Source organism: Amycolatopsis sp. NPDC104775 (genome assembly GCF_055583325.1).
In genome coordinates this window covers 148,283-174,833 of the sequence record NZ_JBVJOE010000002.1, presented here as the reverse complement: position 1 = coordinate 174,833, position 26,551 = coordinate 148,283, and the positions used below count along the sequence as shown (strand labels likewise).

The 26,551-nt window shown below is 70.5% G+C and carries 18 protein-coding genes; 7 read left to right on the top strand and 11 right to left on the bottom strand.

Annotation, left to right across the window (positions count from 1 at the left end; genetic code table 11):
- Positions 1-152: 152 nt before the first annotated feature.
- From ACZ63D_RS09655 to ACZ63D_RS09645, 3 genes are all read right to left on the bottom strand, one after another.
- Complete coding sequence (locus ACZ63D_RS09655; RefSeq protein WP_465353875.1) at positions 153-1,595, bottom strand: hypothetical protein; 1,443 nt, start codon at positions 1,593-1,595, stop codon at positions 153-155.
- Positions 1,596-1,710: 115 nt separating this feature from the next.
- The gene (locus ACZ63D_RS09650; protein ID WP_465353874.1) at positions 1,711-3,081 is read right to left on the bottom strand and encodes a cystathionine beta-synthase; all 1,371 of its coding nucleotides are present in this window, start codon (positions 3,079-3,081) and stop codon (positions 1,711-1,713) included.
- A 33-nt stretch (positions 3,082-3,114) separates the two neighbouring features.
- On the bottom strand, positions 3,115-4,017 hold the full coding sequence (locus ACZ63D_RS09645; RefSeq protein WP_465353873.1) for a pentapeptide repeat-containing protein: 903 nt from the start codon (positions 4,015-4,017) through the stop codon (positions 3,115-3,117).
- 120 nt (positions 4,018-4,137) lie between these two features.
- Here ACZ63D_RS09645 and ACZ63D_RS09640 point away from each other — a divergent pair, with 120 nt between their 5' ends.
- Positions 4,138-5,358, top strand: coding sequence for an acetyl-CoA C-acetyltransferase (locus ACZ63D_RS09640; protein ID WP_465353872.1), 1,221 nt, complete (start codon positions 4,138-4,140; stop codon positions 5,356-5,358).
- 61 nt (positions 5,359-5,419) lie between these two features.
- Here the strand turns inward: ACZ63D_RS09640 and ACZ63D_RS09635 are convergent, their stop codons facing one another.
- The 4 genes from ACZ63D_RS09635 to ACZ63D_RS09620 form a co-directional block, all read right to left on the bottom strand.
- Complete coding sequence (locus tag ACZ63D_RS09635) at positions 5,420-6,952, bottom strand: DHA2 family efflux MFS transporter permease subunit (RefSeq protein ID WP_465353871.1); 1,533 nt, start codon at positions 6,950-6,952, stop codon at positions 5,420-5,422.
- A 185-nt stretch (positions 6,953-7,137) separates the two neighbouring features.
- Positions 7,138-8,415 (bottom strand): YeeE/YedE family protein, encoded by a 1,278-nt coding sequence (locus ACZ63D_RS09630; RefSeq protein WP_465353870.1) that lies wholly within the window; start codon positions 8,413-8,415, stop codon positions 7,138-7,140.
- 151 nt (positions 8,416-8,566) lie between these two features.
- Positions 8,567-9,181: an LppU/SCO3897 family protein gene (locus ACZ63D_RS09625; protein WP_465353869.1), complete on the bottom strand. Its 615-nt coding sequence runs from the start codon at positions 9,179-9,181 to the stop codon at positions 8,567-8,569.
- A gap of 147 nt (positions 9,182-9,328) precedes the next feature.
- Positions 9,329-10,189 carry a Bax inhibitor-1/YccA family protein gene (locus ACZ63D_RS09620; RefSeq protein WP_465353868.1) on the bottom strand — a complete coding sequence of 287 codons (861 nt, stop codon included), beginning with the start codon at positions 10,187-10,189 and terminating at the stop codon, positions 9,329-9,331.
- Between the two features lie 320 nt (positions 10,190-10,509).
- Here ACZ63D_RS09620 and ACZ63D_RS09615 point away from each other — a divergent pair, with 320 nt between their 5' ends.
- The 4 genes from ACZ63D_RS09615 (at position 10,510) to ACZ63D_RS09600 (ending at position 16,269) form a co-directional block, all read left to right on the top strand.
- Positions 10,510-11,997, top strand: coding sequence for an MSCRAMM family protein (locus ACZ63D_RS09615; protein ID WP_465353867.1), 1,488 nt, complete (start codon positions 10,510-10,512; stop codon positions 11,995-11,997).
- 15 nt (positions 11,998-12,012) lie between these two features.
- On the top strand, positions 12,013-12,726 hold the full coding sequence (locus ACZ63D_RS09610) for a class F sortase (RefSeq protein ID WP_465353866.1): 714 nt from the start codon (positions 12,013-12,015) through the stop codon (positions 12,724-12,726).
- 240 nt (positions 12,727-12,966) lie between these two features.
- Positions 12,967-14,958 (top strand): SDR family oxidoreductase, encoded by a 1,992-nt coding sequence (locus tag ACZ63D_RS09605; protein WP_465353865.1) that lies wholly within the window; start codon positions 12,967-12,969, stop codon positions 14,956-14,958.
- A 120-nt stretch (positions 14,959-15,078) separates the two neighbouring features.
- Positions 15,079-16,269 carry a cell division protein DivIVA gene (locus ACZ63D_RS09600; RefSeq protein ID WP_465353864.1) on the top strand — a complete coding sequence of 397 codons (1,191 nt, stop codon included), beginning with the start codon at positions 15,079-15,081 and terminating at the stop codon, positions 16,267-16,269.
- 414 nt (positions 16,270-16,683) lie between these two features.
- On the opposite strand, the gene ACZ63D_RS09595 is transcribed toward ACZ63D_RS09600, so the two are convergent.
- The 4 genes from ACZ63D_RS09595 to ACZ63D_RS09580 all read right to left on the bottom strand — a co-directional run bounded on the left by ACZ63D_RS09595 (position 16,684) and on the right by ACZ63D_RS09580 (position 19,306).
- Entirely contained in the window at positions 16,684-18,003 is a 1,320-nt protein-coding gene (locus ACZ63D_RS09595) for an amidase (RefSeq protein ID WP_465353863.1), read from the bottom strand.
- A 10-nt stretch (positions 18,004-18,013) separates the two neighbouring features.
- A complete protein-coding gene (locus ACZ63D_RS09590; protein WP_344279883.1) occupies positions 18,014-18,649 on the bottom strand; it encodes a response regulator transcription factor in 636 nt (211 codons plus the stop codon).
- 103 nt (positions 18,650-18,752) lie between these two features.
- On the bottom strand, positions 18,753-19,016 hold the full coding sequence (locus ACZ63D_RS09585; RefSeq protein ID WP_465353862.1) for a hypothetical protein: 264 nt from the start codon (positions 19,014-19,016) through the stop codon (positions 18,753-18,755).
- Entirely contained in the window at positions 19,013-19,306 is a 294-nt protein-coding gene (locus tag ACZ63D_RS09580; RefSeq protein ID WP_465353861.1) for a WXG100 family type VII secretion target, read from the bottom strand. The genes ACZ63D_RS09585 and ACZ63D_RS09580 overlap by 4 nt, the downstream gene beginning before the upstream one ends.
- Positions 19,307-19,626: 320 nt before the next feature.
- Between ACZ63D_RS09580 and ACZ63D_RS09575 the strand changes: the two genes are divergently transcribed.
- Both ACZ63D_RS09575 and ACZ63D_RS09570 read left to right on the top strand, forming a co-directional pair.
- Complete coding sequence (locus ACZ63D_RS09575; protein ID WP_465353860.1) at positions 19,627-22,866, top strand: BTAD domain-containing putative transcriptional regulator; 3,240 nt, start codon at positions 19,627-19,629, stop codon at positions 22,864-22,866.
- 63 nt (positions 22,867-22,929) lie between these two features.
- Positions 22,930-26,550, top strand: coding sequence for a BTAD domain-containing putative transcriptional regulator (locus ACZ63D_RS09570; protein ID WP_465353859.1), 3,621 nt, complete (start codon positions 22,930-22,932; stop codon positions 26,548-26,550).
- Position 26,551 lies beyond the last annotated feature (1 nt).

Sequence of the window (26,551 nt, the reverse complement as noted above, 5' to 3'; positions counted from 1 at the left end):
GCGCGAGGGTATGCGCGCCGCAATTCCCCCGGCTGCCGGAATGGCCGGGAAAAGGCCACGAGATTGGCGGGAATCCCGCGAAAAAAGGACCGGAAACGACGAAGGGCGCCGCCGTCGCGAGACGGAGGCGCCCTTCGCGGAAATTCAGCGGCTCACCACTGCTGCGGCGGCTGCTGGCCCGGCTGGCCGTAGCCCGGAGGGGGCTGCTGCCCGCCCGGCGGCGGGTACTGGCCCGGCTGACCGAAACCGCCCGGCTGCTGCGGCGGCTGGCCATAGCCCGGCTGCTGGCCCGGCTGGCCGTAACCGGGAGGCGGCTGCTGGCCGTAGCCCGGCTGCGGGAAACCGCCGCTGCCCGGGTTCGGGCCGCCCGGCTGCTGCCCGAAGCCCGGCTGCGGGAAGCCCCCGCTGTTCGGGTTCGGACCGCCGGGAGGCGGGAAACCGCCGGACTGCGGCTGGCCGTAGCCCGGCTGTCCGCCGCCGAAACCGCCCGGCTGCTGCGGGCCGCCGGGGCCGCCCGAGGACGAACCGAGGCCGACGTACTGCGAGGTGGCCGGGATGATCGCGACCACGCCGATGATCAGGATGATGATGCCGAGGATCAGCGTCAGCATGCCGCCGCCGCTCGTCGCGCTGGAGCCGCTGCCGCCGTACTTGTCGACGAAGGAGCTGCTGACCGAGGTCCCGGCCTTCGCCAGGATCGAGAACAGCAGCAACAGCACGCCGCCGACCAGCACGCCGATCGGAGCGAGCTTGCGCAGCACGGCCGCGCGCGAGGCGAGCGCCAGAGCGACGCCGCCGGCCAGCGCGATCACCGCTCCGACCAGGATCATGATCACGTAGAAATACAGCGTGCCCGGCGAGGCGAGACCGGCCTCGTCGAACAGCTTCTGGTACCGGCTCGAGCTGTCGTACAGCTTCGAGTAGTCGCCGGTGTCGCTCAGGTAGCTGAACGAGACGATCAGCGCGATCAGGCCGAGCACCGCGGTTACGCCGCCGGCGATGTAGCCGTACAGCGCGTTGCCGCCGCCGCTCGACTGCGCGGGGGCCGCGCCGAACGGAGCGGGCTGGCCGAAGCCCTGCGGACCCGGCTGGCCCGGCTGCCCGAACGCGCCCTGCGGCGGGGTGCCGAAGCCGCCCTGGTCGAAGCCGCCCGGCTGGCCGAAGCCCTGCGGCGGCTGGCCCGGCTGCCCGGGCTGACCCGGCTGGCCGAAGCCCTGCGGGGCGCCGAACCCGGCGACCGCGGCCGGGTTGTCCGCCGCGCTCGGCGGCGGGGCGTACGGGATGTTCTGCGGCTGCTGGCTCGGCGGGACCAGCTGCGTCGATTCGGCGTTGCCCTCGGCGCTCGCGGGGTTCACCACCTGGGTGGCGTTCGAGTCAGCCGGCTGTCCCGGCTGCACGACCTGCGTCGGTTCCGGGGTGTCGCCGAAGGCGCCGCCGCCGTGCGCGGGCTGCTGCGGCTGGCCCGGCTGGACCACCTGGGTCGGCTCCGACGCGCCGAAGGGACTGTCCTGCTGCGGTGTAGGACCACTCGACGGGCCCTGCGGCGGCTGCTGGCCGCCGTCCCAGGGCTGGTTCGGTGGCTGCGGAGCACTCATGTGGGTCTTGAACCCCCTTGACGAGGACGCGAAAAAGTTCTATTCGGCCGTAACGCTATCGGATGCCCGGCCGGGACGCGCGCAGACGCCCCGGCTGGTCGCCGTGAGGTTCGGCCTATCGGCCCGCGAGGAACGCGAGCAGATCGTGCCTGGTGACGACGCCCGCGGGCTTGCCGTCGATCAGCACCAGCGCGCCGTCGGCCCCTTCGAGTGCCTTCATCGCGGCGCTCACCTGCTCGCCGGCCCCGATCGTGGGCAGCGGCGGCGACATGTGCGTTTCCAGCCGGTCGGCCATCTGGGCCTTGCCGGTGAACAGCGCGTCGAGCAGGTCGCGCTCGTTGACCGCGCCGACCACCTCGGCGGCCATCACCGGCGGTTCGGCGCTGACCACGGGCATCTGGCTCACCCCGAATTCCGCCAGGATGGCCACCGCTTCGGCCACCGTCTCGTTCGGGTGCGAGTGCACGAGGCTGGGCAGCGCGCCGGACTTGCGGGTGAGCACGTCGCCGACCGTCGCGCCGGAGGAATCCGGCGGGAGGAAGCCGTAGGACGACATCCAGGCGTCGTTGAACACCTTGGTGAGGTAGCCGCGGCCGCCGTCGGGCAGCAGCACGACCACGACGTCGTCCTCGGTCAACCCCTCGGCGAGTTTCAGCGCGGCGGCCACGGCCATCCCGCACGAACCGCCGACGAGCAGGCCTTCCTCGGTGGCCAGCCGGCGCGTGATCTCGAAGGAGTGCGCGTCGCTGATCGGGATGATCTGGTCCGCGACGTTCCGGTCGTAGGTCTCCGGCCAGAAGTCCTCGCCGACGCCCTCGACCAGGTACGGCCGTCCGGTGCCGCCGGAGTACACCGAGCCCTCGGGATCGGCCCCGACGACCTGGACGCGGCCGTCGCTGACCTCCTTGAGGAACTTGCCGGTGCCGGAGATGGTGCCGCCGGTGCCGACGCCCGCGACGAAGTGGGTGATCTTGCCGTCGGTCTGCCGCCAGATCTCCGGGCCGGTGGAGTGGTAGTGGCTGGCCGGGTTCTCCGGGTTGGCGTACTGGTTGGGCTTCCAGGCGCCCTCGATCTCGCGCACGAGCCGGTCGGACACGTTGTAGTAGGAGTCGGGGTGCTCCGGAGCGACCGCGGTGGGGCACACGACGACGCGGGCGCCGTACGCGCGCAGCACGTTGCGCTTGTCCTCGCTCACCTTGTCCGGGCAGACGAACACGCACTGATAGCCCTTGCGCTGGGCGACCATGGCGAGCCCGACCCCGGTGTTGCCCGAGGTGGGCTCCACGATCGTGCCCCCGGGGCGCAGTTCTCCGGACGCCTCGGCGGCCTCGATCATCCGCAGCGCGATGCGGTCCTTCACGCTGCCGCCCGGGTTGACGTACTCGACCTTGGCGAGCACGAGCGGCTTGAGCCCCCGCGTCAGCGAATTCAGCTTGACCAGCGGGGTGTTGCCCACGAGGTCCACGATGTGTTCTGCGTACTCCACGCGACCAGCCTAAACAGGCGAGGCCCGGACCGGCTAGCTCGGGACCAGCCGGAGCCAGCCGTCGTCGCCGGGTTCCTCCGCCCATCCGGCGGGCCAGGCGCGGCGGTATCCGGGTTTCGCGAGGGCTCCGGCCAGCCGGACTTTCGAGTCTCCTGCGAATTCCGCGTGCTGTTGGAACTGCGCGCCGCGGAATGCGTCGCGTTCGCCGCCGATGACGACGCCGCGGAAGTCCGCGCGTTTAGTGAAAACGGCGTCGGTGAAATCGGCTTTGGTGCGGAATTCGGTGTAACAGAAGCTTGAGGATTCGGTGAACGTCGTTTCGTGACAGACGATGGAACGGATCTTGCAGTAGGTCAGGGTCAGTTCGACGAGCTGGGCTCCAGAGAAGTCGAGATCGATGTCCGGCCAGTACGAGCCGTTCGGTTCCTCGCCGCTGCCCGGACGCAGGTGCAGCATCAGGATTCGCTGCGCGGCCTTGCGCACCTGCACCTCTTCGGCGGTGCCGTCCAGCGGCATCCGGAGGTACGCGCAGACGACGTTGACGATGGTCTGGCGCTGGTCGGCGTGGCTTTGCGCGAGCCGTTCGAGCGCGTACAGCCCGGCCAGCCGGACCGGGGCCTTGTCGCTGCCCAACTGGTCGGCGGCCTTGCCGTACATGTCGGTGATCCGGCGTTCGGTGGCGTCGTGGTCCTTCTGCTCCAGATCCAGTTCCGCCGACCGCTGCCTGCGCGCGGCGAGCAGGAGCGCGGCCGCGCCGCCGGTGCCGACGACGATGCTCGAAGCCGTCCGCAGCGCGTCGAGCCGCGAAGAATCCGCCGGGGTGCCGCCGCCGAGCAGCCACAGCAACAACGCCGCCGCGACGGCCGCGAGCAGCACGATGCCGGTCCCCCACCACGCGATCGTGCGCGTGGACAACACCCGGTTGCGCTCTGTCACGGCAGAAATCCTCCCACGGGCGCAAGGTGGTGCTTGTCGCCTTCGGCTTTCGAACGGACGCCGGACGCGGCAAGATGGTGAGCAACCGCTTAGTGCCGCCGACCCGAGGATGTGTCTGTCATGCCCGAAGCTGTCATCGTCTCCACCGCCCGCTCCCCGATCGGCCGCGCCGGGAAGGGCTCGCTGGTCGGGATGCGCCCCGACGACCTGGCCGTGCAGATGGTGCGCGCGGCGCTGGACAAGGTGCCCCAGCTGGACCCGGCCGACATCGACGACCTGATGCTCGGCTGCGGCCTGCCCGGCGGCGAGTCCGGCTTCAACATGGGCCGCGCGGTGGCCGTCGAACTCGGCTACGACCACCTGCCCGGCTGCACCATCACCCGGTACTGCTCCTCCAGCTTGCAGACCACCCGGATGGCGCTGCACGCGATCAAGGCCGGCGAGGGCGACGTCTTCATCTCGGCGGGCGTCGAGACCGTGTCGCGGTTCGCCAAGGGCAGCTCCGACTCCTGGCCGGACACGCACAACCCGCTCTTCGCCGAGGCCGAGGCGCGCACGCAGGCCACCGCCGAATCCGGTGCGGACAGCTGGCAGGACCCGCGCGAGAACGGGCAGCTCCCGGACGTCTACATCGCGATGGGCCAGACCGCGGAGAACCTCGCGCGGCTCAAGGGCGTCACCCGCGAGGAGATGGACGAGTTCGGCGTGCGCTCGCAGAACCTCGCCGAGAAGGCCATCGCGGACGGCTTCTGGGCCAAGGACATCACGCCGGTCACGCTGCCGGACGGCACGGTCGTGTCGAAGGACGACGGCCCGCGCGCGGGCGTCACGATCGAGGGCGTGTCCGGGTTGAAGCCGGTCTTCCGTCCCGACGGCCGGATCACCGCGGGCAACTGCTGCCCGCTCAACGACGGCGCGGCGGCCGTCGTGATCATGTCCGACACCAAGGCGCGCGAGCTGGGCCTGACGCCGCTGGCGCGCGTCGTGTCCACCGGCGTCACCGGGCTGTCGCCGGAGATCATGGGCTACGGCCCGGTCGAGGCGTCGAAGCAGGCGCTGTCCCGCGCCGGACTGTCCATTTCGGACATCGACCTGGTGGAGATCAACGAGGCGTTCGCCGCGCAGGTGATCCCGTCCTACCGCGACCTCGGCATCGACCTGGACCGGCTGAACGTCAACGGCGGCGCGATCGCCGTCGGCCACCCGTTCGGCATGACCGGCGCGCGGATCACCTCCACGCTGATCAACTCCCTGCAGCACCACGACAAGCAGTTCGGCCTCGAGACGATGTGCGTCGGCGGCGGACAGGGCATGGCGATGGTGCTGGAGCGGCTTTCCTGACCCTGGCAACGAAAAGGGCCGCCCGCGAGCGCAACGCGGGCGGCCCTTTCTCGTGAGCTCGTCAGTGCATCAGCACCGGCGGAGCGGCCTCGTCGGCTGCCGCCGCCGCGGGCACCACGCGCTTCTTCGGCAGGAAGAACGCGGGCACCAGGCACAGCGCCAGCAGGATCGTGCCCCACAGGAACGTCGTCGCGAACGACTCGCCCGCGAGCCCGGCCGCGGCGTCGTGCGTGGCCGGGTTCATCGTCGCCGCGGTAGCGACCAGCTGGCCCTGACTGGTCGGGACGCCGAACTTCCCGGCGAGCAGCGCCGCCAGGATGATCGACATCACCGCGGACCCGATCGCGCCCGCGGTCTGCTGCAGGATGTTCGTCGCGGTCGAGGCCTTCGCCATGTCCTTGGACTGCAACGTCTGCAGCGCGGCCGAGGTGATCGGCATCATCGTGCAGCCCATGCCGATGCCCATCACGAACAGCGCGGACAACAGCAGCCAGTACGGCGTGGTCGCGCTGACCTGGGTGAACACCACCATGCCCAGCGCGATCAGGACCAGGCCGGGCACCACGATCCGGCGCGGCGCGATCTTGTCGGCGAGGCGGCCGGTGACCGGCATCGCGAGCATCGCGCCCAGGCCCTGCGGGGCCAGCAGCAGACCCGCGTTCAGCGCGGTCTCCCCGCGCACCAGCACGAAATACGTGGGCAGCAACAGCATCGCGCCGAAGAACCCGACGCAGAACACGGCCATGGTGATCATCGCGACCGAGAACGAGCGGTTGCGGAACAGTTTCAGGTCGATCAGCGGGTTCTCCATCGTCCGTGCCCGCAGCACGAAGGCCACCAGCAGCACGATCCCGGCCAGCGCGGGCAGCCACACCTCGACGTCGGCGACGGTGCCGGTGGACGGGATCCGGGAGACGCCGAAGATCAGCGCGGCCAGGCCCGGCGACACCATCAGCATGCCGAGGAAGTCGAAGCGGTTGCCCGGTTCCGGCTCGTCCTTCGGCAGCAGCCGCAGCGCGAGCAGGAAGGCGATCAGCCCGATCGGGACGTTGATGTAGAAGATCCAGCGCCAGCTCACCGAGTCGACCAGCCAGCCGCCGAGGATCGGGCCGCAGATCGGGCCGAGCAGCATCGGCACGCCCAGCACGGCCATCACCCGGCCGATCCGCTGCGGACCGGCCGCGCGGGTCAGGATCGTCATCCCGGCCGGCATCAGCATGCCGCCGCCGAGACCCTGCACGACGCGGAACGCGATCAGCGATTCGACGTTCCAGGCGAGCCCGGCCAGCATCGAGCCGACCAGGAAGGTGCCGATCGCGAGCAGGTACAGCCGTTTCGTGCCGAACCGGTCGGACGCCCATCCGGTGACCGGGATGACCGTCGCCAGCGCCAGCATGTAGCCGGTCGCGACCCACTGGATGGTGTCGAAGGACGTGGTGAACTGGATGGTGAGCTTCTGGAGCGCGACGTTGACGACGGTGGTGTCGAGGATCGCCATGATGGCGCCGAGCACCACCACGGAAGCGACCTTCAGCACTCCCCGGTCGAGTTTGTCACCGGCCCCCGGCGCGGCCGGAGTCGCGGGTGCGGACATGCGGAACCCCATCTGTGAGTGGTGAAGCGCAAGCCCGCGACGCGACAATACGACCGCGGTTCCCCCTTGCGCCGCTCCAGACTAGCCGAGCGGCAAAGCGGGGACCCAGCCTTTTTCGCTGCCGGACGACGACGTGGGGACTTTTCGCGCAGCCGTGATGACCTGCGAAAAGTCCCCCGCTCGCGTCAGCAGATACTGTCCGTGCGCACGGGGTTGCCCAAACCGAACAACGGCCGCAGTTTCAGCCCGATCCAGGTGCCGAAAAGCGCGAACACGCCCCACAGCCAGCCGTGCAGGCTGCCGACCGAAATGCCGCCGAGGTACGCGCCGATGTTGCAGCCGTTCGCCAGCCGCGCGCCGATGCCCATCAGGATTCCGCCGAGAACCGCGGCCACGGCGGTGCGCCACGGGATGGAGCTGTGGATCTTCCACGCGCCCGCGGCCGCCGCGGCGACGAACGCGCCGATCATGATGCCGATGTCGGTGAGGCTCGTCTTGTCCTGCCAGATCGGCTTGGACAGCGACGTCGCGTTCGCCTTCAGCTGCCAGAACTCCCACTGCTCCGGGTGCAGTCCGAACACCTGGAGAATTTTCGCGCCCCACAGGCTGAACGCGCTCGTGACGCCCCAGATGCCGCCGGAAACCAGGTACACCGCGCCGGCCAGCACGCCGAGCACCACCGCGCCGGCGAGGATCGGCCAGGAGCCGCGGAAGATCCGGGCGAACCCGCGGGCGGTCGGCACGGTGTCGACCGGCGGCGGCACGCGGCGCTTCTGCACGACGCGGGTCACGAAAACGATCGCGACGAGCACCGCGATCGTGATCGCCCACGAGCCGAACCAGCCGACGTGGTCCGAGAGCAGGAAGCCGGAAACCTGCGGCCAGCCGGTGAAAAGCGGGTAGCCCCAGGTGTAGAGGACCGAGCCGGTGATGAACCCGCCGAGGGTCAGCACGATCGTCGACTGCCCGGCGCCGACCGCGAACAGCGTCCCGGACGCGCACGCGCCGCCGAGCTGCATCCCGATCGCGAACAGCGTGGCCCCGACGAACAAGGCGAGCCCGATCGGCCCGACGTTCGACACCGGCACCGGTTTGCTGCCGAAGAGACCCGCGCCGGTGCCGCAGATGAGAGCGATGAGCGTCGCCGCCGTGCCGAGCAGAAGCGTGTGCGCGCGGAGTCCCTGGCCGTTGCCGACGGCGATGAACTGCCGCCAGGCGGACGTGAAACCGAAGCGGGAGTGGAAAAGCGCGAGTCCGAGCAGCAGCCCCAGCACGAGCAGGACCCCGAACTTCGCGCCGTGCGCGGCCCAGACGTAGGCGGTCAGCCCGACCGCGAGCACCGCGGCGACGGCGAGCGGGACGATCTTGACCGGCTCCTCCGGCTTCGGTGCCGGGGCCTCGCAGGAGGTCGGGAAATCGAGCAGTTTTCGCTCGTCGACAGGGGAATCGGTGGTCGCCACCACGTCTCCTGAGGGGTGTCGGGGATCAACGGGATCCGCCCGGAGGCGGGCGGCGATCCACGTTAGGTCCGCGCCGAGGCCGGGCGCAGCCTGTCCCACAGAGTGCGACGAACGGCCGAACCCGGGCGGCCGGACGGCCCCTTTGTACCGCCCGTCAGCTCTTGATGCAGATGGCTTCCTCGGGATCGGAGTACCAGCGGACGGCGGTCGAACCGCTGCCCTCGCACGCCGAACGGTCCTTCGCGCCGGGGACCAGCTTGACGATCTCCGCGTTCTTCCGCGGATCGGTGCACGGGACCTTCTGGTAGGTCGTCGTGGCTGGTTCGAGCCCGGAGAGGCAATCGCCTTGCTGCACGTTGGGAATGAGGCACAGCACGCGGTGGTTTTTGCCGCCGGTGGTGTAGCGGTAGTAGTCACCGCGCGGGCAGGTTGCGCTCCGGCTGGCGCGGACGACGGCGACCTTGACGTTCGCCCCCGGATCGGCACAGTCGGTGGACCGCGTCGCGGTACTCGATCCGGACTTTTCGATGTGCATGCAGTCGCTCGCGTGGGTGTTGCTGGTCGAGTTGCCGAACGTGAAGAACCCGATGACGACCCCCGCCGCCACGACCACCACCGCGACGGCGACCAGCACGACGGTCCTGGTCGGGAAGTTTCGCTTCGGGCTTTGCCGCGGCATCCCACCCGGGCCGTAGTGCTGCTGGAACGGCGACGGGCCGTTCTGGCCGTAGCCCGGCTGCGGTCCGTGCCCGTGCGGGGGGACGCTCACGTGATACCTCGCAAACCCGAAAGAAAGATTCCGACCGGGCACATCCAACACGACGGCCGCGGAGGCTCGCAGAGATATCGAGCGGAAAAACAGAAAAGGCGCTCCGCGTAACGCGGAGCGCCCCTTCCCGGCAAACCTGTGCGACGGCTAGTCGCGCAGGTAGTAGAGCAGACGCAAGATCTCCAGGTACAGCCAGACCAGCGTGGTCATCAGGCCGAAGGCCGCGTACCAGGCCCACTTCGACGGCATGCCGGCGCGGATCATCTTGTCCGCCTGGTCGAAGTCGAGCAGGAAGCTGAACGCGGCGATGCCGATGACCACCAGGCTGAACACGATGGCGATCGGGCCGCCGTCGCGCAGCGGGTTGAAGCCGAAGAAGATCGCGGTGATCAGGTTGACCAGCATCAGGATCGCCGCGCCGGCGACCGCGCCGACGATCCACTTGGTGAGCTTCGGCGTGACCTTCACCGCGCCGGTCTTGTAGACGACCAGCATCGCGACGAACACGCCCGCGGTGCCGATGAGCGCCTGCAGGGCGATGCCCGGCAGGACGATCTCGAACAGGCCGCTGAGCGCGCCGAGGAACAGGCCCTCGGCACCGGAGTAGACGAGCGTGAGCGGGCCGCTCGGCTTCTGCTTGAAGATGATGACCAGCGACACGACGAGGCCCACCACGAGCCCGGCGATCAGCGCGCCGAGGAGCGGACCGCTCACCGAAAGCTTGCCGAGCGAGTTGGGCACGACCTGGGTCTGCGCCCAGATCGCGGTGAGCACGCCGACGACGAGCGCGACGCCGAGCGACATGCCGGTCTTGACGACGACGTCGTCGACCGTCATCGGACGGTCGGCGGAGGCGGTACCCATCTGCCCAGGGCCGTACCCCGGGACGCCGCCTTGGCCCTGCGGCTGGCCGTAGGGCTGGTCGAAGCCGACGTTCGGCCCGTACTGCCCGGTCGCGGCCGCGCCGCGCGGGAGATTGCGGAACGCCGGGTTGCTGCTGGAACGCACCTGTCCTCCTGGACTTTCTGGCACCTTGCATCGGGTTCAACGACCGCGGCGGCTCGCTGGTTCCCGTTCGGGTAAAGCCGATTTTACTCATCACCCGCACGGGTGGGGAGACCCCCGTTACGGCCACCGTAGGCGATGAAGGTCACGACCGTTCACCGCAGGTCACCCGATGGTCTCTAGACAACTCCCCCGGTGACCCGCGAACCTTCACCTCGCGTGTCCGGGAAGTGACCGAACGCGTGTCGGGGAGTTGTTCGATCAGGTGAACTGCGAAGACGCCGTTGCGGCGTCGGCGGGCACGTCGAAGGAGCCAACACACCATGGGGTGGATCTCACGCCCGCGCGCCCGCTGGCGCGCGGCCACCGGGCTGGTCGCGACCGCACTGCTCGGCGCACTCTCCGTAACCACGCCGGGGATCGCCTCGGCTGCCGCGGCCCCGGTGCAAGGCCATGGCCGGACCATCGAGCACATCGAGAACGGCACCAAGTACAAGGATTGGCTTGGTTCGTACAAGGTCGGCGGCAAAGACGTCTTCTGCGTCCGGTTCCATCTGAAGGCGCCGGGCAGCGACGAGGCGTACCAGCCGGGCGATGAACTGCTGACGAAGTGGGGCGAAAAGCTCAAGCCCGACGTCGCGGGCAACATCTCGTACCTGCTGTTGCGCTACGGCAGCACCACGAACGACGACGAGGCCGCCGCACTGGCCCACCTGCTGCACTCGTGGACCGCCCCGACGCACACGCCGGGCGACACGGACTTCGGCACGCCCTCGGAGAAGGCCGCCTATCCCGAGCAGAAATACTTGGACGCGCTCACCCCGGATGCCCAAAAAGACGTGACCAAGATGAAGGCCGAGGCCGAGGCGAACCGCGGCCCGTGGACCGCGTCGGTGACCGCGCCGAAGGGCGACCAGCACGTCGGACAGCCCGCGACCTGGACGGTCACGGTGAAGAACTCCACGGGCAAAGGCATCCCGGACGTTCCGGTGAAACTGACCGCCACCGACGGGACCGTCGGCCAAGCGGACAAGCAGTCGGACGTGGAGAAGGCGGCGGACTCTTCGTCCGGCAACTCCGCGCCGCAGGCCGCGCAGAAGGACACGACGATCAAGACCGATGCGAATGGCACGGTCACGGTGAAGGTCACGCCGACCGGCGATCAGCCGAAGCTTGTCGCCTCATTGTCCGCGCCCGCGGACAAGCCGACCGTCCAGAACCCGGTCAACACCAAGGACGGCATCCAGAGCGTCGTCGGCACCGGCGGGGAAAAGCAGCTCACCGCGCAAGGCGTGGTCGCCGTGGCGAAGCCGGGCAAGGTGCAGGTCACCAAGACTGACGCCAAGACCGGCAAGGGCATCGGCGGTGCGACGCTGCGGGTCACCGGCAAGGACCGCAAGTCCGCGGCCACCAGCCAGAACGGCAAGCCGCTCACCGGCCCTGACGGGCAGCCCGCGGTGGTCACCACCAGCGGCGACAACGGCACCGCGACCGTCGAGAACCTGCTGGCCCCGCAGGAGGTCTGCGTGGTCGAGGTGAACGCGCCGCCGGGCTACACCAACGCGTTCGACCCGAACAACCCGCCCGCCGCGTGCGGATCGCTGACGCCGGGCGGCACACTTGCGCTGACTGTGGCCAACACGCCGAACGAAGTGCCGCACGCGATTCCCGCCGGCGACCTGCCGGTGACGATGGCCAAGGGCACTGTCGAGACGAGCTTCTCCACCGGTGGCATCGCGGGTCTCGCGGCGCTGGTGCTCGTCGGTTCGGCGCTGGTCGGGTTCGCCGCTCGGCGGTCGGCCCGGCGGTAATCGAAAGCAAGGGCAATGACCGGAAAAGGACGGCTGATCGGCGGGTTCGTGCTGGGCGCGGCAAGCGTGCTGGCAGTGGAACTCGCGACGGTCGTGATCAGTTCTCCGCCGACGACAGTGGTGGCCGGGAGCGCGTCCCCGGCCACCGCCGCCGTTCCGGCCGCTTCTCCGCAGCAATTGGCTCCCGCGCCGCCGCCGTCGTCGAGCAGTTCGGCACCGCCGCCCAGCAGTTCCGCGGCGGCTCCGCCGGCCGCGCCCGCGGAGCATCGGCAAGCCCCGGAACCGGGACCGCAGGCACCGGGCACGATCCGGCTGCCCGGCGGCGGGACCGCGGCGATGGTGCGCCAGGATCTCGGGCCGGGCAACACGCTCCCGGTGCCGTCGGACATCGGCCAGGCGGCGTGGTGGGGCGCGGATCTGGAAGCGGTCAGCGGCGCGAGCGTGTTCGCCGGCCACGTGAACTGGCGCGGGGCGACCGGGCCGTTCTCGGAACTGTGGAGCGAGCGCATCGGCGGCGTGGTGACGATCGTCGACCGCGCGGGCAAGACGAGCCGGTACCGGATCTCCCAGCTGGTCACGGTGCACAAGAACGACCTGCCGAGCCGCGCCGACGACCTCTTCGGCCAGGCCGGTCCGCATCGGGTGGTCCTGGTGACCTGCGGCGGACGGTGGATCGGCGGGAGCGACGGGTACGAGGAGAACCGCGTGGTGATCGCGGACCCGGAGTGACGAGGCCGCACCACCTGCGCGAGGGGTCCCCTCGCGCCCCGGCAAACCTGCGCGAATGGTCCCCTCGCGCAGGTTTTTCGGCGTCGCCCGCCGGGCAAAAATCCGCCTCGACCTGCGGACCTCGTTCGCCCAGCTAAGTTACTTGCGAGTAACATCACCGTGCCGCGTTGTGGCCCACGCGGCTTCCATGCAGCAGAATGCCCATGGGTCCAGGCGGCGGCACGGCGGAGGGTGATGGAGATGGCGACGTTCTTGGTGACAGGCGCGACCGGGTTGATCGGACGCCAGGTCACCCGGCGGCTGCTCACCCGGCCGGACGTGGACCGGGTCGCGCTCGTGGTGCGCGCGTCGTCGCGGGGCAAGCTGGCCGCGCTCGTCGACGGATGGCCGCATCCGGACCGCGTGACGCTCGTGACCGGCGACCTCGGCGAACCGCTGATGGGAGTGTCCGAAGCGGACCGGGAGGCGCTGCGCGGCGTCGACCACGTCATCCACCTCGCCGCGCTCTACGACCTGACCGCCGACGACGAAACCAGCGTCCGGGCCAATGTGGAGGGCACGCGGAACGTCCTCGACCTCGCCGCGGACCTGAACGCCGGCTGCCTGCACCACGTCTCGTCCGTCGCCGTCGCGGGCGACCACGAAGGACTGTTCACCGAGGACATGTTCGACGTGGGCCAGCGGCTGATCACGCCGTACCACCGCACCAAATTCGAGGCCGAGAAGCTCGTCCGGGAACAGCACGAGGTGCCGTGGCGGGTGTACCGGCCCGCGGTCGTGGTCGGCGATTCGCAGACCGGCGAGATGGACAAGATCGACGGCCCGTACTACCTCTTCCCCGCGATCAGCAGGCTCGCCGGGCTGCCCGACCTCCCGACCGCGGGTCCCGATCTGGGCGACACCAACGTGGTTCCGGTCGATTACGTCGCGAAGGCCCTGCTGGAGCTGGTCACCACGCCGGGCCTCGACGGCCGCGCCTTCCACCTTGTGAACCCCGAGCCGCAGCCGGTGGTGTCGGTGTACAACGCGTTCGCCCGCGCCGCCGGGGCGCCGACGATCACCGTGCAGCTCGGCGACAAGGTGTCGAAGGGCATCGTCGGGCTGGTCAAGCTCAGCGAGCACATTCCCGGGTTCACCATCGCCCGCGACGCGGTGCTGGAGCGGCTCGGCATTCCGCCGGTGCTGCTGGAAACGATGGCCTTCCCGTCGGTGTTCGCTTCCGCGGAAACGCGGAAGGCGCTGGCCGGAAGCGGCGTCGAGGTGCCTCGGCTCGAGGAGTACGCCGCAACGCTGTGGCGCTACTGGCGCGAACACCTCGACCCGTTCCGCGCGCGCAAGCACGGTCCGCGCGGTGAATTGGACGGCCGCCGGGTGATCATCACCGGCGCGTCGTCGGGCATCGGACGGGCCACCGCGTTGAAGGTCGCCGCGGCGGGCGGGGTGCCGCTGCTGGTCGCGCGCCGGCAGCACGAACTGGAGGAAGTGCGCGACGAGATCATCGCGGCGGGCGGCACCGCGTCGGTGTATCCGGCGGATCTCACCGACGAGGATTCGGTGCGCAAGGCCGTGGACGCGATGCTGTCCGAACACGGCCGGATCGACATGCTCGTGAACAACGCCGGGCGGTCGATCCGGCGCTCGATCAAGCTGTCGTATGACCGGATGCACGACTACGAGCGCGCGATGGCGATCAACTACTTCGGCGCGGTGCGGCTGATCCTGGCGGTCCTGCCGCACATGTCGGAGCGGAAATTCGGGCACATCGTGAACGTTTCCTCGATCGGCGTGCAGGGAATCGCGCCGCGGTTTTCCGCCTACGCCGCGTCGAAGGCCGCGCTGGACTACTTCTCCCGGATCGCCGCGACGGAAACGCACGGCGACGGGATCACCTTCACGACGATCCACATGCCGCTCGTGCGCACGCCGATGATCCGGCCGACGAAGATCTACGACGCGTTCCCGACGAAATCGCCGGAGCAGGCGGCGGACATGGTGATGAAGGCGCTGATCCAGCGTCCGAAGCACATCGGCACCCCGGCGGGCCAGGCGATCGGCCTGACCTACACGCTCGCGCCGGGCCTGACCGACGCGATCGCGTACCAGGGTTTCCGGATTTTCCCGGACTCCGCGGCGGCGGGCGGCAGCGGGAAACTGAAGATCGGGCGGGGCGAGAAACACCTGTCGCGCGCGGCGATGGCGCTGGCCCGGCTCTCGCGCGGGTTCCACTGGTAGTGACGGCTTCGCGCGGCGGGTGAGGCCGTTCAGGCGAGATCGGCACGCGGAATCGACCCGGGGCGGTGATTCACCACTCCTGGCGGCACGCACGCCAGGTGCGCGGGTACGGTCGTGGGCATGGTTCCCGAGCGAGACAACGGCCTCCTCCCGCTGCGGCGCGAGTACACCGAAGCCTGGCGCGGCTTCGACCGCAACGAGGTGCGGCAGTACCTCGACCACCTCGAAGGTCAGCTGCACCGGCTGATCACCGACCGCGACGCGGCGGCCTCGCAGGTCGCCACGCTGTCGCGCGAACTCGAGACGGCGCGCGGCGAAGTGTCGAAGCTGCAGGCCCGGGTCGAGGAACTGATGAAGCCGCCGGAGCGTCTTGAGGACCTGGACGAGCGGATGCAGCGCACCGTCACGCTCGCGCAAGCGCGGGCCGAGGAAATCACCAAGCGCGCGCAGGTGGCGGCCGAGAAGCACTGGGCGTCGTCCACCGAGGCGTCCACGAAGCTGCGCGAGCGCTACCGCCGCTTGGTCGAGGAACTGGACAAGCAGGCCGAAGCGCTGCACTCGGAGCACGAGGCCGCGCTCAAGGAAACCCGCGCCGAAGTGCAGCGGCTGACGGTCGAGGCGGCGCAGCGCCGGGAACTCCTCGACAACGAAGCCGAGCGCAAGCGCCGCAAGATCGAGCGCGATTTCGACGCGAAGATCACCGCCGAGCGCACCGCGCACGAGAAGCTGATCGCCGACCAGCGCACGGCCAGCAAAAACCAGGCCGAACGCCGCATCGCGGAAGCCACCGCCGAGGCGACCCGCCGCGTCGAAGAGGCGACGGCGGAAGCCAAGCGCCGTCTCGACGAGGCGACCACGCAGGCGGCCCAGCGCACCACCGCGGCGACCCGCAAGGTCGAGCGGCTCGCCGAGATCCGCGAGCAGGCCCGCAAGAACCTGGCGCTGGCGGACGAGGTCCTCGGCCGGAGCGAAAGCCTGCTGACGGCGCTGCCGTCGGAATCGGTGCTGCCCGCCGCGTCGAAGCTCGTCGGCGGCGACGACCCGGCCAAGCCGGACCCGTCGCCAGGCCCGGTCGAGACGAAGGCGGCGCCGTCGCCGAAGCCGAAGGCGGGGAACGGTTCCGCGGCCAAGGCCCCGACCGGAAACGGCTCGGCGGCGAAGGGCGGGGCCGGAAACGGCTCGGCGGCGGAAAGCGCGGCGGGCAACGGTGCGAAGACCGGGAACGGCGCGACGGACAACGGCGCGAAGAGCGAAACCGCCGCGAACGGCACGAAGTCTCAGCCGCAGACGGCGGGCAAGCCCAGCAGCTGAGTCCGGCGCTCAGAGCCGGATATCTCCGGGACCATGTTCGTGAAGGGCTTCTTGCGGGAATCTCCCGCAAGAAGCCCTTCACGACTCTCGGCTGCCGGTGAGCGCGGCCTTCACGGCTTTCGGTGCTGCGAGGGCCACCTTCACGGAACCTGATTCCCCCAGGACTCCCAACACCGACCTCAGCCATCCGTGAGAGCCACCTTCACGGCCTTCGCTGCTGTCAGGGCCACCCTCACGGGCCCTGATTCCATCAAGGCTCCCCACCCGGACCTCGGCTATCCGCGAGGGCCACCCTCACGATCCCGATTCCCCCAAGGCTCCCCACACGGGCCTCAGCTATCCGCGAGGGCCACCTTCACAACCTTGGATTCCCCTCAACGAGCCTTTCACGGAACGTCGGCAGCCAGGTGAGCCCTAGACCGTCCGCGGCCAGGGGTTCGCTGATTCCAGCTCGGCCGCCAACCCCAAAAGCACCGGTTCCCCTCCGGGCCGGGCCACCAGCTGGACGCACGTCGCCAGGTCGTGCACAGGGTGGCGGCCGACCGGAATTGACAGCGCCGGGTATCCGGCCAGGTTCCACGGGCCAGTGAAAGCGGCCACCCGGGAGGACGGGATCGCGTTCGCCAGCCAGGATTTCCGGTGCCAGCGGCGGGCTTTCAGCGGGAGCGTCGCCAGGGTCGGGGTCACCAGCACGTCGTGCGACTCGAAGAACCGCGCCGCGATCGTCTGCCATTCGTCGCGGGCTCGGTCGGTGACCAGGCGCGACGTCAGGCGGCCTAGGCGGACGTGGGTTCGGGTGCGGGGCTGGAGCCGCGACAGGTCGAAGGCGCCGGCGGCTTGCTCGGCGGGACCGGCGAACCAGCGGGCGAGCAGGCCGCCCAGGGCGCGGAGGGGGTAGGCGGGCGTGGCGGGCGAGACCGAGTGGCGAGCCGAAAGGAGGGTGGCTGCCTGGTCGACGGCGGCGCGAAGCGGGCGCGGCAGCGGAGACCGAGTGAAGGGGACCTGGGTGGAGGTCGCGATTCGCAAGGACCCTGGCGTCTCCGGGGTGGCCCATTCCGGGCGGTCGGCCAGGACGGACATCAGGAGTGCGGCGTCGGCGACCGTGGTGGTCAGCGGGCCGTGGGTGGAGAGGCCGAACCAGCCTGGGGCGTCTTCGCGGACCACGTCCCGGCCTGGTTTCAGGCCGACGATTCCGCACATTCCGGCGGGCAGGCGGATCGAGCCCAGGCCGTCGGTGCCGTGCGCGATGGGGACTAGGCCCGCGGCGACTGCGGCGGCGCTGCCACCAGAGGAACCGCCTGCGGTGAAGGACGGATCGCGGGGGTTGCGGGCGATGCCGTCGGGGTCGTCGCTGGTGGGGTAGACGCACAGCTCGGGCACGCGGGTCAGGCCGACGATCACCGCGCCAGCCGCGCGCAGGCGGGTGGCGATCAGGCCGTCGGAGTCCGCCAAGGTGCGCGGGCCTGCTTCCGAGCCCCAACCCAGGTACTCGCCAGCGACCTCGGTGACGTCTTTGACCGCGACGGGGACGCCAGCCAGGGGCAACGACGCCAGGTCCGGGCGAGCAGCGACTTCGGCGGCTTCGGCTCGTGCCTCGGCGAAGCGCACTCGCCGGAAAGCGCCGACGACACCGTCCGCTGCGGCGATCCGGGCGAGTGCTTCCTCGGTCACCTGGACCGGGTCCAGCTCTCCGGCCCGCACTCCGCGAGCGATTTCTACCGCCGTCTGCGCCATGGTCAGCACATTAGATCGCGCCGGCCCGCAAGGCATAGGCCACGGCGTGGGCGCGGTTGTTCAGCCCGCAGCGGGTCATCAGGCCATAAAGGACGTTCTTGACCGTCCGCTCCGAATAGCAGAGCTTCGTCGCGATTTCCTCGGTGCCGTAGCCCTCGGCGACCAACCGCAGCACGTCGCATTCGCGCGAGGCCAGGCCGGACAGCGTGAGGCCGTTCGGCTCCAGCACGTCGCGGCGCATCCGCTGCACCTGTGCGAGCAGCGCGCCCTGCAGCCGCGGCGGGAGCGTCGCCGTGCCGTCGCCGGCGGCCAGCACTGCCGCGACCAGTTCGCCGCCGCCGGTTTCGCGGCGCGGCAGGATCGCGACGACGCCGCATTCGACGGCCGTCATCAGGTCGCTCTCGCGGAAATGGTCGACGACGATCACCAGATGCGGTCCGGTCAGCTGCTCGGACTGCCTGCCGAGCTCCCGTACCTGCGACAGCACCCGGTCGGTCACGTGCTCCTCCATCACGAGGACCACGTCCGCCTGGCTCGCCGCGTCCTGGCCGAGCAGGACCAGCTCCGGGCGCGAACCGAGCAGGCTCGCGGCTCCGGCCCGGGTGATCGGGTCCGAGGCGAGCACTGCGACCTTGACGAGCTTCACGACTGCCCCTTTCCACATTGCCTGGACGCAGTGTGTCGGGCGAGACTTCACGTTTTCTGGCGCGCTCGTGAAGGCCGGTGAAGAGAATCGGAGTTTTCGCTGCTCAATGGCCTCTTTTCGGGTCTGGAGCGGAGATCTCGCGGAACGCTCGCGCCGCCCGGTCGAGGCATTCGGGCATCCGGTCCAGCGCGGTGGCCCACTCCCGTTTGGCCTCCCGGTAGCGGGCGCGCGCCGCGGCGGGCCACCGGGCGAGGCCGGGCTCCACCTCGGACTCCAGTTCGGCGAGCACCGCGCCGAGGTCGCTGGTCGTCCGGCGCAGCCGGGACAGCACCTCGGCGGCCTGGTCGAAGCCGGGATCGCCGCTCATCGAGGTTCGGCGCACCGCAAGTGCTCATCTGAGCATTTCTCGGCGGGGGAACCGGCCGCACCGCGCGCGACGTCCACGAGATCTGCCAGACTTGCGAGAATGCGATCGAACTGCTGCTCCCAATCGTTCATCGCCTGGCCGAACCGCACCGCCGCCTCGCCGCGCCACGACGCCTGCAGCGCCGCCATTTCGCTGTTCACCGCGCCGAAACAGGCGTTCGCCGCGTCGATCGCCGCCGCGAACCTCGCCGCCTGCTCGGGCAGTCCCGCCGGGGCCGGAACCGGGTCCACGCCTCCTCCTCACCGTCCGCACGTCCAAGCCGCGATCGAGCGCGCGGGTTCCGATCCGAGGCTGCCGCAGGGATTCCCGGCCGGAAACCGGAAGGCGAGGCCGATGCCCCTTTTTCGCGGCAGGTGTGCCTGCCGGAGCGCCCCGCTCGTTCGCCCGGCGTTCACCGCCGGGCCGCCCGCGCGACCGGTGTCCACCGGACAATTCGCTGGACAAGACCGGCAAAAGCAACCCGGGGCGGTCCCGCGACGTCACCTTTTCGGCGTAAGCTCACCAGTGGCATCCGGCGTGTGACGATCCGTCAGCGCGTGAAGGGAGACCGATGTCGGCATCCGGCGGCGTCCCGGCGCCGGAAATCCAGCTGCTCGGACCGGTGCGAGCCTGGCTCGGCGACCGGCAGCTCGACCTCGGTTCCGCTCATCGGCGCACAGTCTTCGCGGTGCTCGCCTTCTCCGCCAACCGCACCGTCTCCCGTGAAGTGCTCATCGACGCGGTATGGGGCGATTCGCCCCCGGCCAGCGCGCAAGGGAGCATCTACACCTACATCTCCGGGCTGCGCCGCGTGCTCGAACCGGGCCGTCGCAAAGGCGGCGAATCGCGGCTGATCGCCTCCACCGGTTCCGGTTACTCGCTCTGTGTAGAGCCCGAGCAGATCGACGTCCACCGGTTCAGCGCACTGCGCGACCTCGGCACGCGGTTGCTCGCCGAAGGCCGCCGGGCGGAGGCGCGGAGCGTGCTCGACGAGGCTCTCGCGGAGTGGGACGGCACGCCGCTGCAATGCCTGTCCGGGCATTACGCCGAAGCGCAGCGGGTGCGGCTGGAGGAACTCCGGCTGGCCACCGTCGAGCGCCGGGCCGAGCTGGCGATGGACTCGGGCGAATCCGCCGGGCTTGTCGCTCAGCTCGGCGAACTCGCCGCGGAGCACCCACTCCGCGAGCCGCTGCACGGTCTGCTCATGCGAGCGCTCGACGGCGCGGGCCGACGCCAGGAGGCGCTCACCGTCTACACCAAGCTGCGCGAGCGGCTGGTCGATGCGTCCGGGACCGAACCGGGGCCAGGCCTGCGAGAGCTGTACGAGAAGCTGCTGGCCGCCGACGAAGCACCCGCGCCCGCGCCAGCCGCCAAGGTTCCCCGCTTCCCGCTGCCGGCGCTGCCGCCGCGCCCGGCGACGTTTGTCGGACGCGAGAACGAGCTTCAGCTCCTCCGCGAGGCCGTCGCCGGTCTCGGCGGCGGCCTCGGCCGTTCGGTGTGGGTCAAGGGCGAGCCGGGGATCGGCCGGACCGCGCTGCTGGCCGAAACCGTCGCGCTGGCCCACGAAAGCGGCTGCACCGCGCTGTTCGCCGCCGCTGACTCGCTCGACCAGGGCTTTGCCCTGCGCCCGCTGCTGGACGCGCTCGGCGTGCACCCGCGCGCGTCGGATCTGCGTCGCGCGGAACTGGCGGTGGCGCTCGCCGAGAATCCGGATTTGGACCCGGTCGAGGGCATTCTCGGGCTGGTCCGCCAGCTCTGCGCGGACGGACCGCTCGCGCTCGTGGTCGACGATCTGCAGTGGGCCGACGACACCACGCTGCAGGTGTGGCAGCACCTCGCCCGCGAGACCCGGCGACTGCCGCTGCTGCTCGTCGGAGCAAGCCGTCCGCTCCCCCGCTCGGCCGCGCTCGAAGCGCTGGCCGCGGACCTGTCGTCCGGCGCGACCTCGCTGCTGCGGCTGGAACCGTTGCCGGACAACGAGATCCGGAAGATCGCCGCCGGCCTCACCGGCGCGCCGCCGAACCGGATGTTCTCGCTGCTGCTCGGCCATGCCGCCGGAAACCCGCGCTACGCGACGGAAATCGTCGAAACCCTGCTCGCCAATTCGATGATCCTGCTGGACGGCGCACACGCGATCGTGGACGGTTCCTCGTGCCGTTCGATTCCGTCGCCGCTGGGCTCGCGGATCACGCTGTACCTGATCTTCCTCTCCAGTTCCGCGCGGGATTTGCTGCGCTGGGCGGCCTTGCTGGGCAAGGAATTCTCGCTCGCCGACATCGCGATCGCCACCGAACGCGCGCCGACCGCGCTCGTCGCCGCGGTCGAGGAAGCACTCACCGCGGAAGTGCTGGTCGAGTCCGGCGACCTCCTCGCGTTCCGGCATCCGTTGCTGCGCCGCGTGTTGTACGAAAAGACCCCGGCCGCGATGCGCGTCGCGCTGCACCGGCAGCTGGCCGAGGCGCTCGATGGCGCGGGCGCGGGCGCGGAACGCGTCGCGGAGCAGCTGGCCGCCGCGCCCGCGCAGGTGGACCCGTGGATGGCGAACTGGCTGGTCGAGCACATCGGCACGGTCGCCGCGCAGTCGCCGCGGATCGCGGTGGATCTGCTCAAACAGGTGGTCAAGCAGGCGGTGCTGCCCGCCGAGGCCCGCGAACCGCTCACCGCCACGCTCGCCCGGCTGTTGTTCTGGCTCGGCCGGGAACCGGAGGCCGAGGCGCGGTCGGTCGTCGCGCGCACCAAGGACAGCAGGCAGGCCGCGGAAATGCGCTGGATCCTCGCCTACATCTACTACCGCCGCGGCGAATTCGCCGAAGCGTCCGCGGAAGTGCGCCGCACGCTGGCCGATCCGAAGGTGCCGGAGATGTGGCGGGGACGGCACGAAACCCTGCGCGCCACCATCGAACGGTTCGCCGTCGACCACCAGGCGGCCGCACCGGATCTGTCCGAGCTGGGCGTGCTGGACGGGCTCGACAACGACGCGGATCTGAGCACCGCGCGACGGCTGGCCGCGACCCGCGCGGTGCCCGGGGAAATGCATCTGGCCGGCGCGGTGCACTACTACTGGCGCGGCCGTTGGGGCGAGGCGCTCGCCGAACTCGACACGGTGATCCGGGGTGGCGCGGAAACCGCGTCGTATGTGTTGCGCAGTCCCGGATCGGCGTTGCTGGTGCACGGCGTCGGCGCGCTGATCGCGAGCCACCGCGACGAGCCGGAAGAGGCCCGCGCGCATCTCGACGCGGCGGCTCGGCACCAGTTCCCGCACGGTCTCGAACCGAACGGCGGCGACTACCTGCTCGCCGCGCGCGCCCAGCTCGCCGAGCTGGAGGGAAATCCGGAAGCCGCACTCGCCGCGCTGCTGCCGTTGCTGGAGCAGAACTACCCGCCCGCGGCGCGCCAGCAGTGGCTGCCCGACCTCGCCCGGCTGGCCATGCAACTCGGCGACCAGCCGCACGCGTTCCGGGCGCTGCGGCTGATGGGCGACACCAGCGGGTACGACACGCCCCCGTCGCACACCGCGGCGACCGCGCACTGCCGGGGCCTGGTCACCGCCGATCCGGACGCGATCCTCGGCGCCGCCACGCACTACGAGTCCGCCGGACGGATGCTCAAGCACGCCCGGGCGAGCGAGGACGCCGCGATCCTGCTCGCCGAATACCGCCGTCTCGACGAGGCGCGCACGGCTTTCCTCGCGGCCCTCACCAGCTACACCTCGGTCGGCGCGTCTTGGGACGTGCGGCGGGCCGAGACGCGGATGCAGCCGTACGGCATCCGGCGGGCCAGTCCGGTCCGCGCGCGTGCGGCAGGAGAGTGAACCGGGGTGGACTCGCGTCCATGATCGATCGGTAAACTCGGTCAACACGGCGAATGGAACGGCATGCCAGGGGATTTGCGGGTGACGGCGCTCGGCCCGTTGCGCGCCTGGCGCGGGACGACCGAAATCTCGCTCGGACCCGCGCGGCAGCGGGCGGTCTTCGCCATGCTCGCGGTCGCCGCCGGACGGCCGGTGCCCCGCGCCGAGCTGATCGCGGGCGTCTGGGGCGATTCGCCGCCGGCCAGTGTCGAAGGCAGCGTGCACACCTATATTTCCGGATTGCGCCGGGCGCTGGAGCCCGAACGCACCCGGTGGTCCGCGTCGACCGTGCTCGAGTCTTCTCCGGCGGGCTACACGCTCGACCTCGAACCGGAAGCACTGGACGCGGCGAAGTTCGAGCAGCACCGCGAAGCGGGCAAACACGAGGCTGAGGCCGGGGCGCACAACCGGGCGGTGGCCGAATTCAGCGCCGCGCTCAAGCTCTGGCACGGTGAAGCGCTGTCCGGGGTGCCGGGCAATTTCGCCGAGCGGCATCGCGCGTATCTGGCCGAGCTTCGGATCGACACACTGGACCGGATCGCCCGCAGCCGACTGGAACTGGGCGGCCACCAGGAGATCATCGCCGAGCTGACCGCGCTCACCGCCGAACATCCGCTGCGCGAATCGTTGCGTGCCTCGCTGATGCTCGCGCTCTACCGCAGCGGCCGGCATTCCGACGCGCTCGACGTTTTCCGCGACGCACGCCGCACGCTTCGCGCGGAGCTGGGCGTGGAACCGGGGCCGGGGCTGCGCGACCTGCACCAGCGCGTGCTCGCCGAGGATCCCGCGCTGGACCTGCCGCGGCCGGAGGTGCCGGAGCCGGCCGTGCGGGTGCCGCGGGATCCGCTGCTGGGCCGGGAAGCCGAGGTCGGCAAGCTGCGCGAGCTGCTCGACGACGTCCGCGCGGGCCGGGGCCGGGCGGTGTGGATCGAAGGCGAATCCGGGATCGGGAAGTCCGAACTGCTGGCGCACGCGTTCGGCGACGTCCGCGGATTGCAGGTCGCCTGGGTCACCGCCGATGAGCTGAGCATGCGGTTTCCGTTGCAGGTGATGCACGAATGCCTGGCGATCGACCCGCATTCGCCGGATCCGCGCCGGGCCCGCGTCGCGCTGAGCAGCGAGGAACCGATGCGGCGCGTCGGCGACCCGGTACTGGACTCGGTGGACCGGCTGCTGGCGCTCGTCGACGAGCTGTGCGCCGAATCGCCGCTGCTGCTCGTGGTCGACGATCTGCAGTGGGCGGACGAGCCGAGTGTGCTGGTGTGGCATCGGCTGTCCGCTGCCGCCCGGCAGCTGCCGTTGTTGCTGGTAGCCGCGACGCGACCAGCCCCGGAACGACCGCAGATGACCCAGCTGCGCCGCGGCGTCGAGACGCGCGACGGGGTTGTGCTCGACCTCGGCCCGCTCGGCGAGGGCGACGTCCTGTGCCTGCTGCAGCGGCAGATCGGGGCCGACCCGGGGCCGCGGCTGCGGGACCTGACCGCGCGCGCTGGCGGCAATCCGTTGTACCTCAAGGAAATGCTGGACGCGCTCGTGCACTCGGGCGCGGTCGAGCACCGCGACGGGCTCGCCGACGTCCCGGATCCGCACCGGTTCGAGCCGCCGGAATCGATTGTCGCGGCGGTCAACCGGAGGCTGGAGCTGCTGCCCGAGCAGACCCGGCACGTGCTCGGGTGGGGCGCGATCCTCGGCATGGAGTTCGCGGTCGGCGACATCGCGGCGGTGCTCGGGCAGCGTCCCTCCGACCTGCTCGGTCCGCTCGAAACGGCCGTGGCGGACAACATCCTGCTCGACACCGGAACCCAGCTCGCGTTCCGGCTTCCGTTGCTGCGGCAGACGTTGTACCACCATCTGCCGCCGGAAACCCGGGCCGCGCAGCACCGGCAGGCGGCCGAGGCGCTGGCCAAGATCGGCGCGCCGGTGAAGCGGGTCGCCGAGCAGCTCGTGGCCGTTCCGTCCACTGTGGACCCTTGGGTGCTGGACTGGCTGGTGGAGCACCAGAGCGCGGTGTCGAACCGAGCCCCGCTGATCGCGGTCGAACTGCTGGAGCGGGCGCTCGCCGTGGTCGAGGACGACGATCCGCGCCGCGAGCCGTTGCTGGTCGCGCTGGTGCGGGTGTTGTTCCGGCTCGAACGCAATCCGGAAGACCTTGCGCTGCAAGCACTTGAGGTATGCCGCGATCCGGACCACGCCGCGGAGATGCGCCATGTCGTGTCCGCGATGCGGTTCCGCCGCGGAGATGTCCAGCTCGCCGTGGAAACCCTCGGTGATCCGGCGAAGGACCCGGGAGTGCCGGAGCTGTGGCGGGTCCGCGGCCGCCATCTGCTCGCGAATTTCCGGCGCGGCGGACTCGACGACCTCGATGTCGCGGAAAAGACCGCACATCGCGCGCGGGCCGAGGCGGACGGCGACCGCTACCTCACCGCGCACGCGCTGCAGACGTTGTGGCTGGTCGATTCCGTGCGGCGGCGGCACGCCAGCGCGCTGAAGCACGTGGACGAGGCGATCGCGGCGGTCGGCGACGATCACGAACTGGCCGATCTGCACCTGGATCTGCTGGACAACCGCGTCTTCACGCTGCAGAACCTCGACCGGCTGGACGACGCGAACCGCACGCTGCAAGAGGCCGCCGAGGTGACGCGGCGGCACAGCATGCCGAGCGGGCTGCAGGTTTCCGTCGCGGTGCACCGGTACTGGGAAGGCCGCTGGGACGAGGCTCTGGTCGAGTTGGACACGGTGACCGAGGACGGTCCGGCGATCACCTTCTTCGGCCTGCGCGAACCCGGTGCCGCGGCGCTGCTGCTGCACGGGGTCGCGGCGCTCATCGCGGCCCGGCGAGGCGAGCACGCGCAAGCGGCGGCGTTGCTGGACGCGGCGGAGGAACACGCGCCCGCGACCAGTGCCGAGCGGGAGAGTTTCGACTTTTTGCTTGCCGCGCACGCGCTGGTCGCCTATCAGCAGGGCGATCTGGAGAAGGCGATCAGGGTGTTCGAGCCGATCCTGAACCCGACTTACGCCCAGATGATGTTGCGGCACCAGTGGTTGCCGCAGTTCGCGCAGATCGCGTTGGCGGCGGGCGACCGGGCCGCGGCGGAGCGGGCGCTGGCGGTGTGCGTCGAAGAGGCGGAGAAGGAACTCGATCCGGCGCGGGCGTTCGCGGCCGCGGAATGGTGCCGGGGGTTGCTGGGCGAGGATCCGGAGCCGGTTCTGCGGACGGCGGAGCATTTCCGTGCGGTGGGGCGGAAACCGGAGCTGGCCAGCGCGTTGGAGGACTCGGCGGTGCTGCTGGCTCGGGTCGGCCGGCTGGATGCCGCGCAGGCCGCGTTCGACGAGGCCGCTTCGCTGTACACCGAGCTTTCGGCGGCGTGGAATCTGGAGCACGCGGAGAAGAGGCTGCAAGCGGTCGGCGTGCAACGTGGAGCTTCGCTGGCGTCGGCGCGGCCCGAGCACGGGTGGGAGTCGCTGTCGACGCTGGAAGTCCGCATCGCCCGGCTCGTCGCGGCTGGCCGGTCCAATCCGGAGATCGCGACGGAGCTGCGGCTGCCGCGGCGGACGGTGCAGGCGCATGTGGTGCGGTTGCTCGGGAAGCTGGACGCGCCGTCGCGCAGCGAGCTGGCGACGACCGTGGCGCGACGGACGGGTTGAC

Coding starts and splice junctions, on each gene's coding strand:
- ACZ63D_RS09655 (WP_465353875.1), bottom strand. CDS start 1,595: ATGAGTGCTCCGCAGCCACCGAACCAGCCCTGGGACGGCGGCCAGCAG.
- ACZ63D_RS09640 (WP_465353872.1), top strand. CDS start 4,138: ATGCCCGAAGCTGTCATCGTCTCCACCGCCCGCTCCCCGATCGGCCGC.
- ACZ63D_RS09635 (WP_465353871.1), bottom strand. CDS start 6,952: ATGTCCGCACCCGCGACTCCGGCCGCGCCGGGGGCCGGTGACAAACTC.
- ACZ63D_RS09615 (WP_465353867.1), top strand. CDS start 10,510: ATGGGGTGGATCTCACGCCCGCGCGCCCGCTGGCGCGCGGCCACCGGG.
- ACZ63D_RS09610 (WP_465353866.1), top strand. CDS start 12,013: ATGACCGGAAAAGGACGGCTGATCGGCGGGTTCGTGCTGGGCGCGGCA.
- ACZ63D_RS09605 (WP_465353865.1), top strand. CDS start 12,967: ATGGCGACGTTCTTGGTGACAGGCGCGACCGGGTTGATCGGACGCCAG.
- ACZ63D_RS09600 (WP_465353864.1), top strand. CDS start 15,079: ATGGTTCCCGAGCGAGACAACGGCCTCCTCCCGCTGCGGCGCGAGTAC.
- ACZ63D_RS09595 (WP_465353863.1), bottom strand. CDS start 18,003: ATGGCGCAGACGGCGGTAGAAATCGCTCGCGGAGTGCGGGCCGGAGAG.
- ACZ63D_RS09585 (WP_465353862.1), bottom strand. CDS start 19,016: ATGAGCGGCGATCCCGGCTTCGACCAGGCCGCCGAGGTGCTGTCCCGG.
- ACZ63D_RS09575 (WP_465353860.1), top strand. CDS start 19,627: ATGTCGGCATCCGGCGGCGTCCCGGCGCCGGAAATCCAGCTGCTCGGA.
- ACZ63D_RS09570 (WP_465353859.1), top strand. CDS start 22,930: ATGCCAGGGGATTTGCGGGTGACGGCGCTCGGCCCGTTGCGCGCCTGG.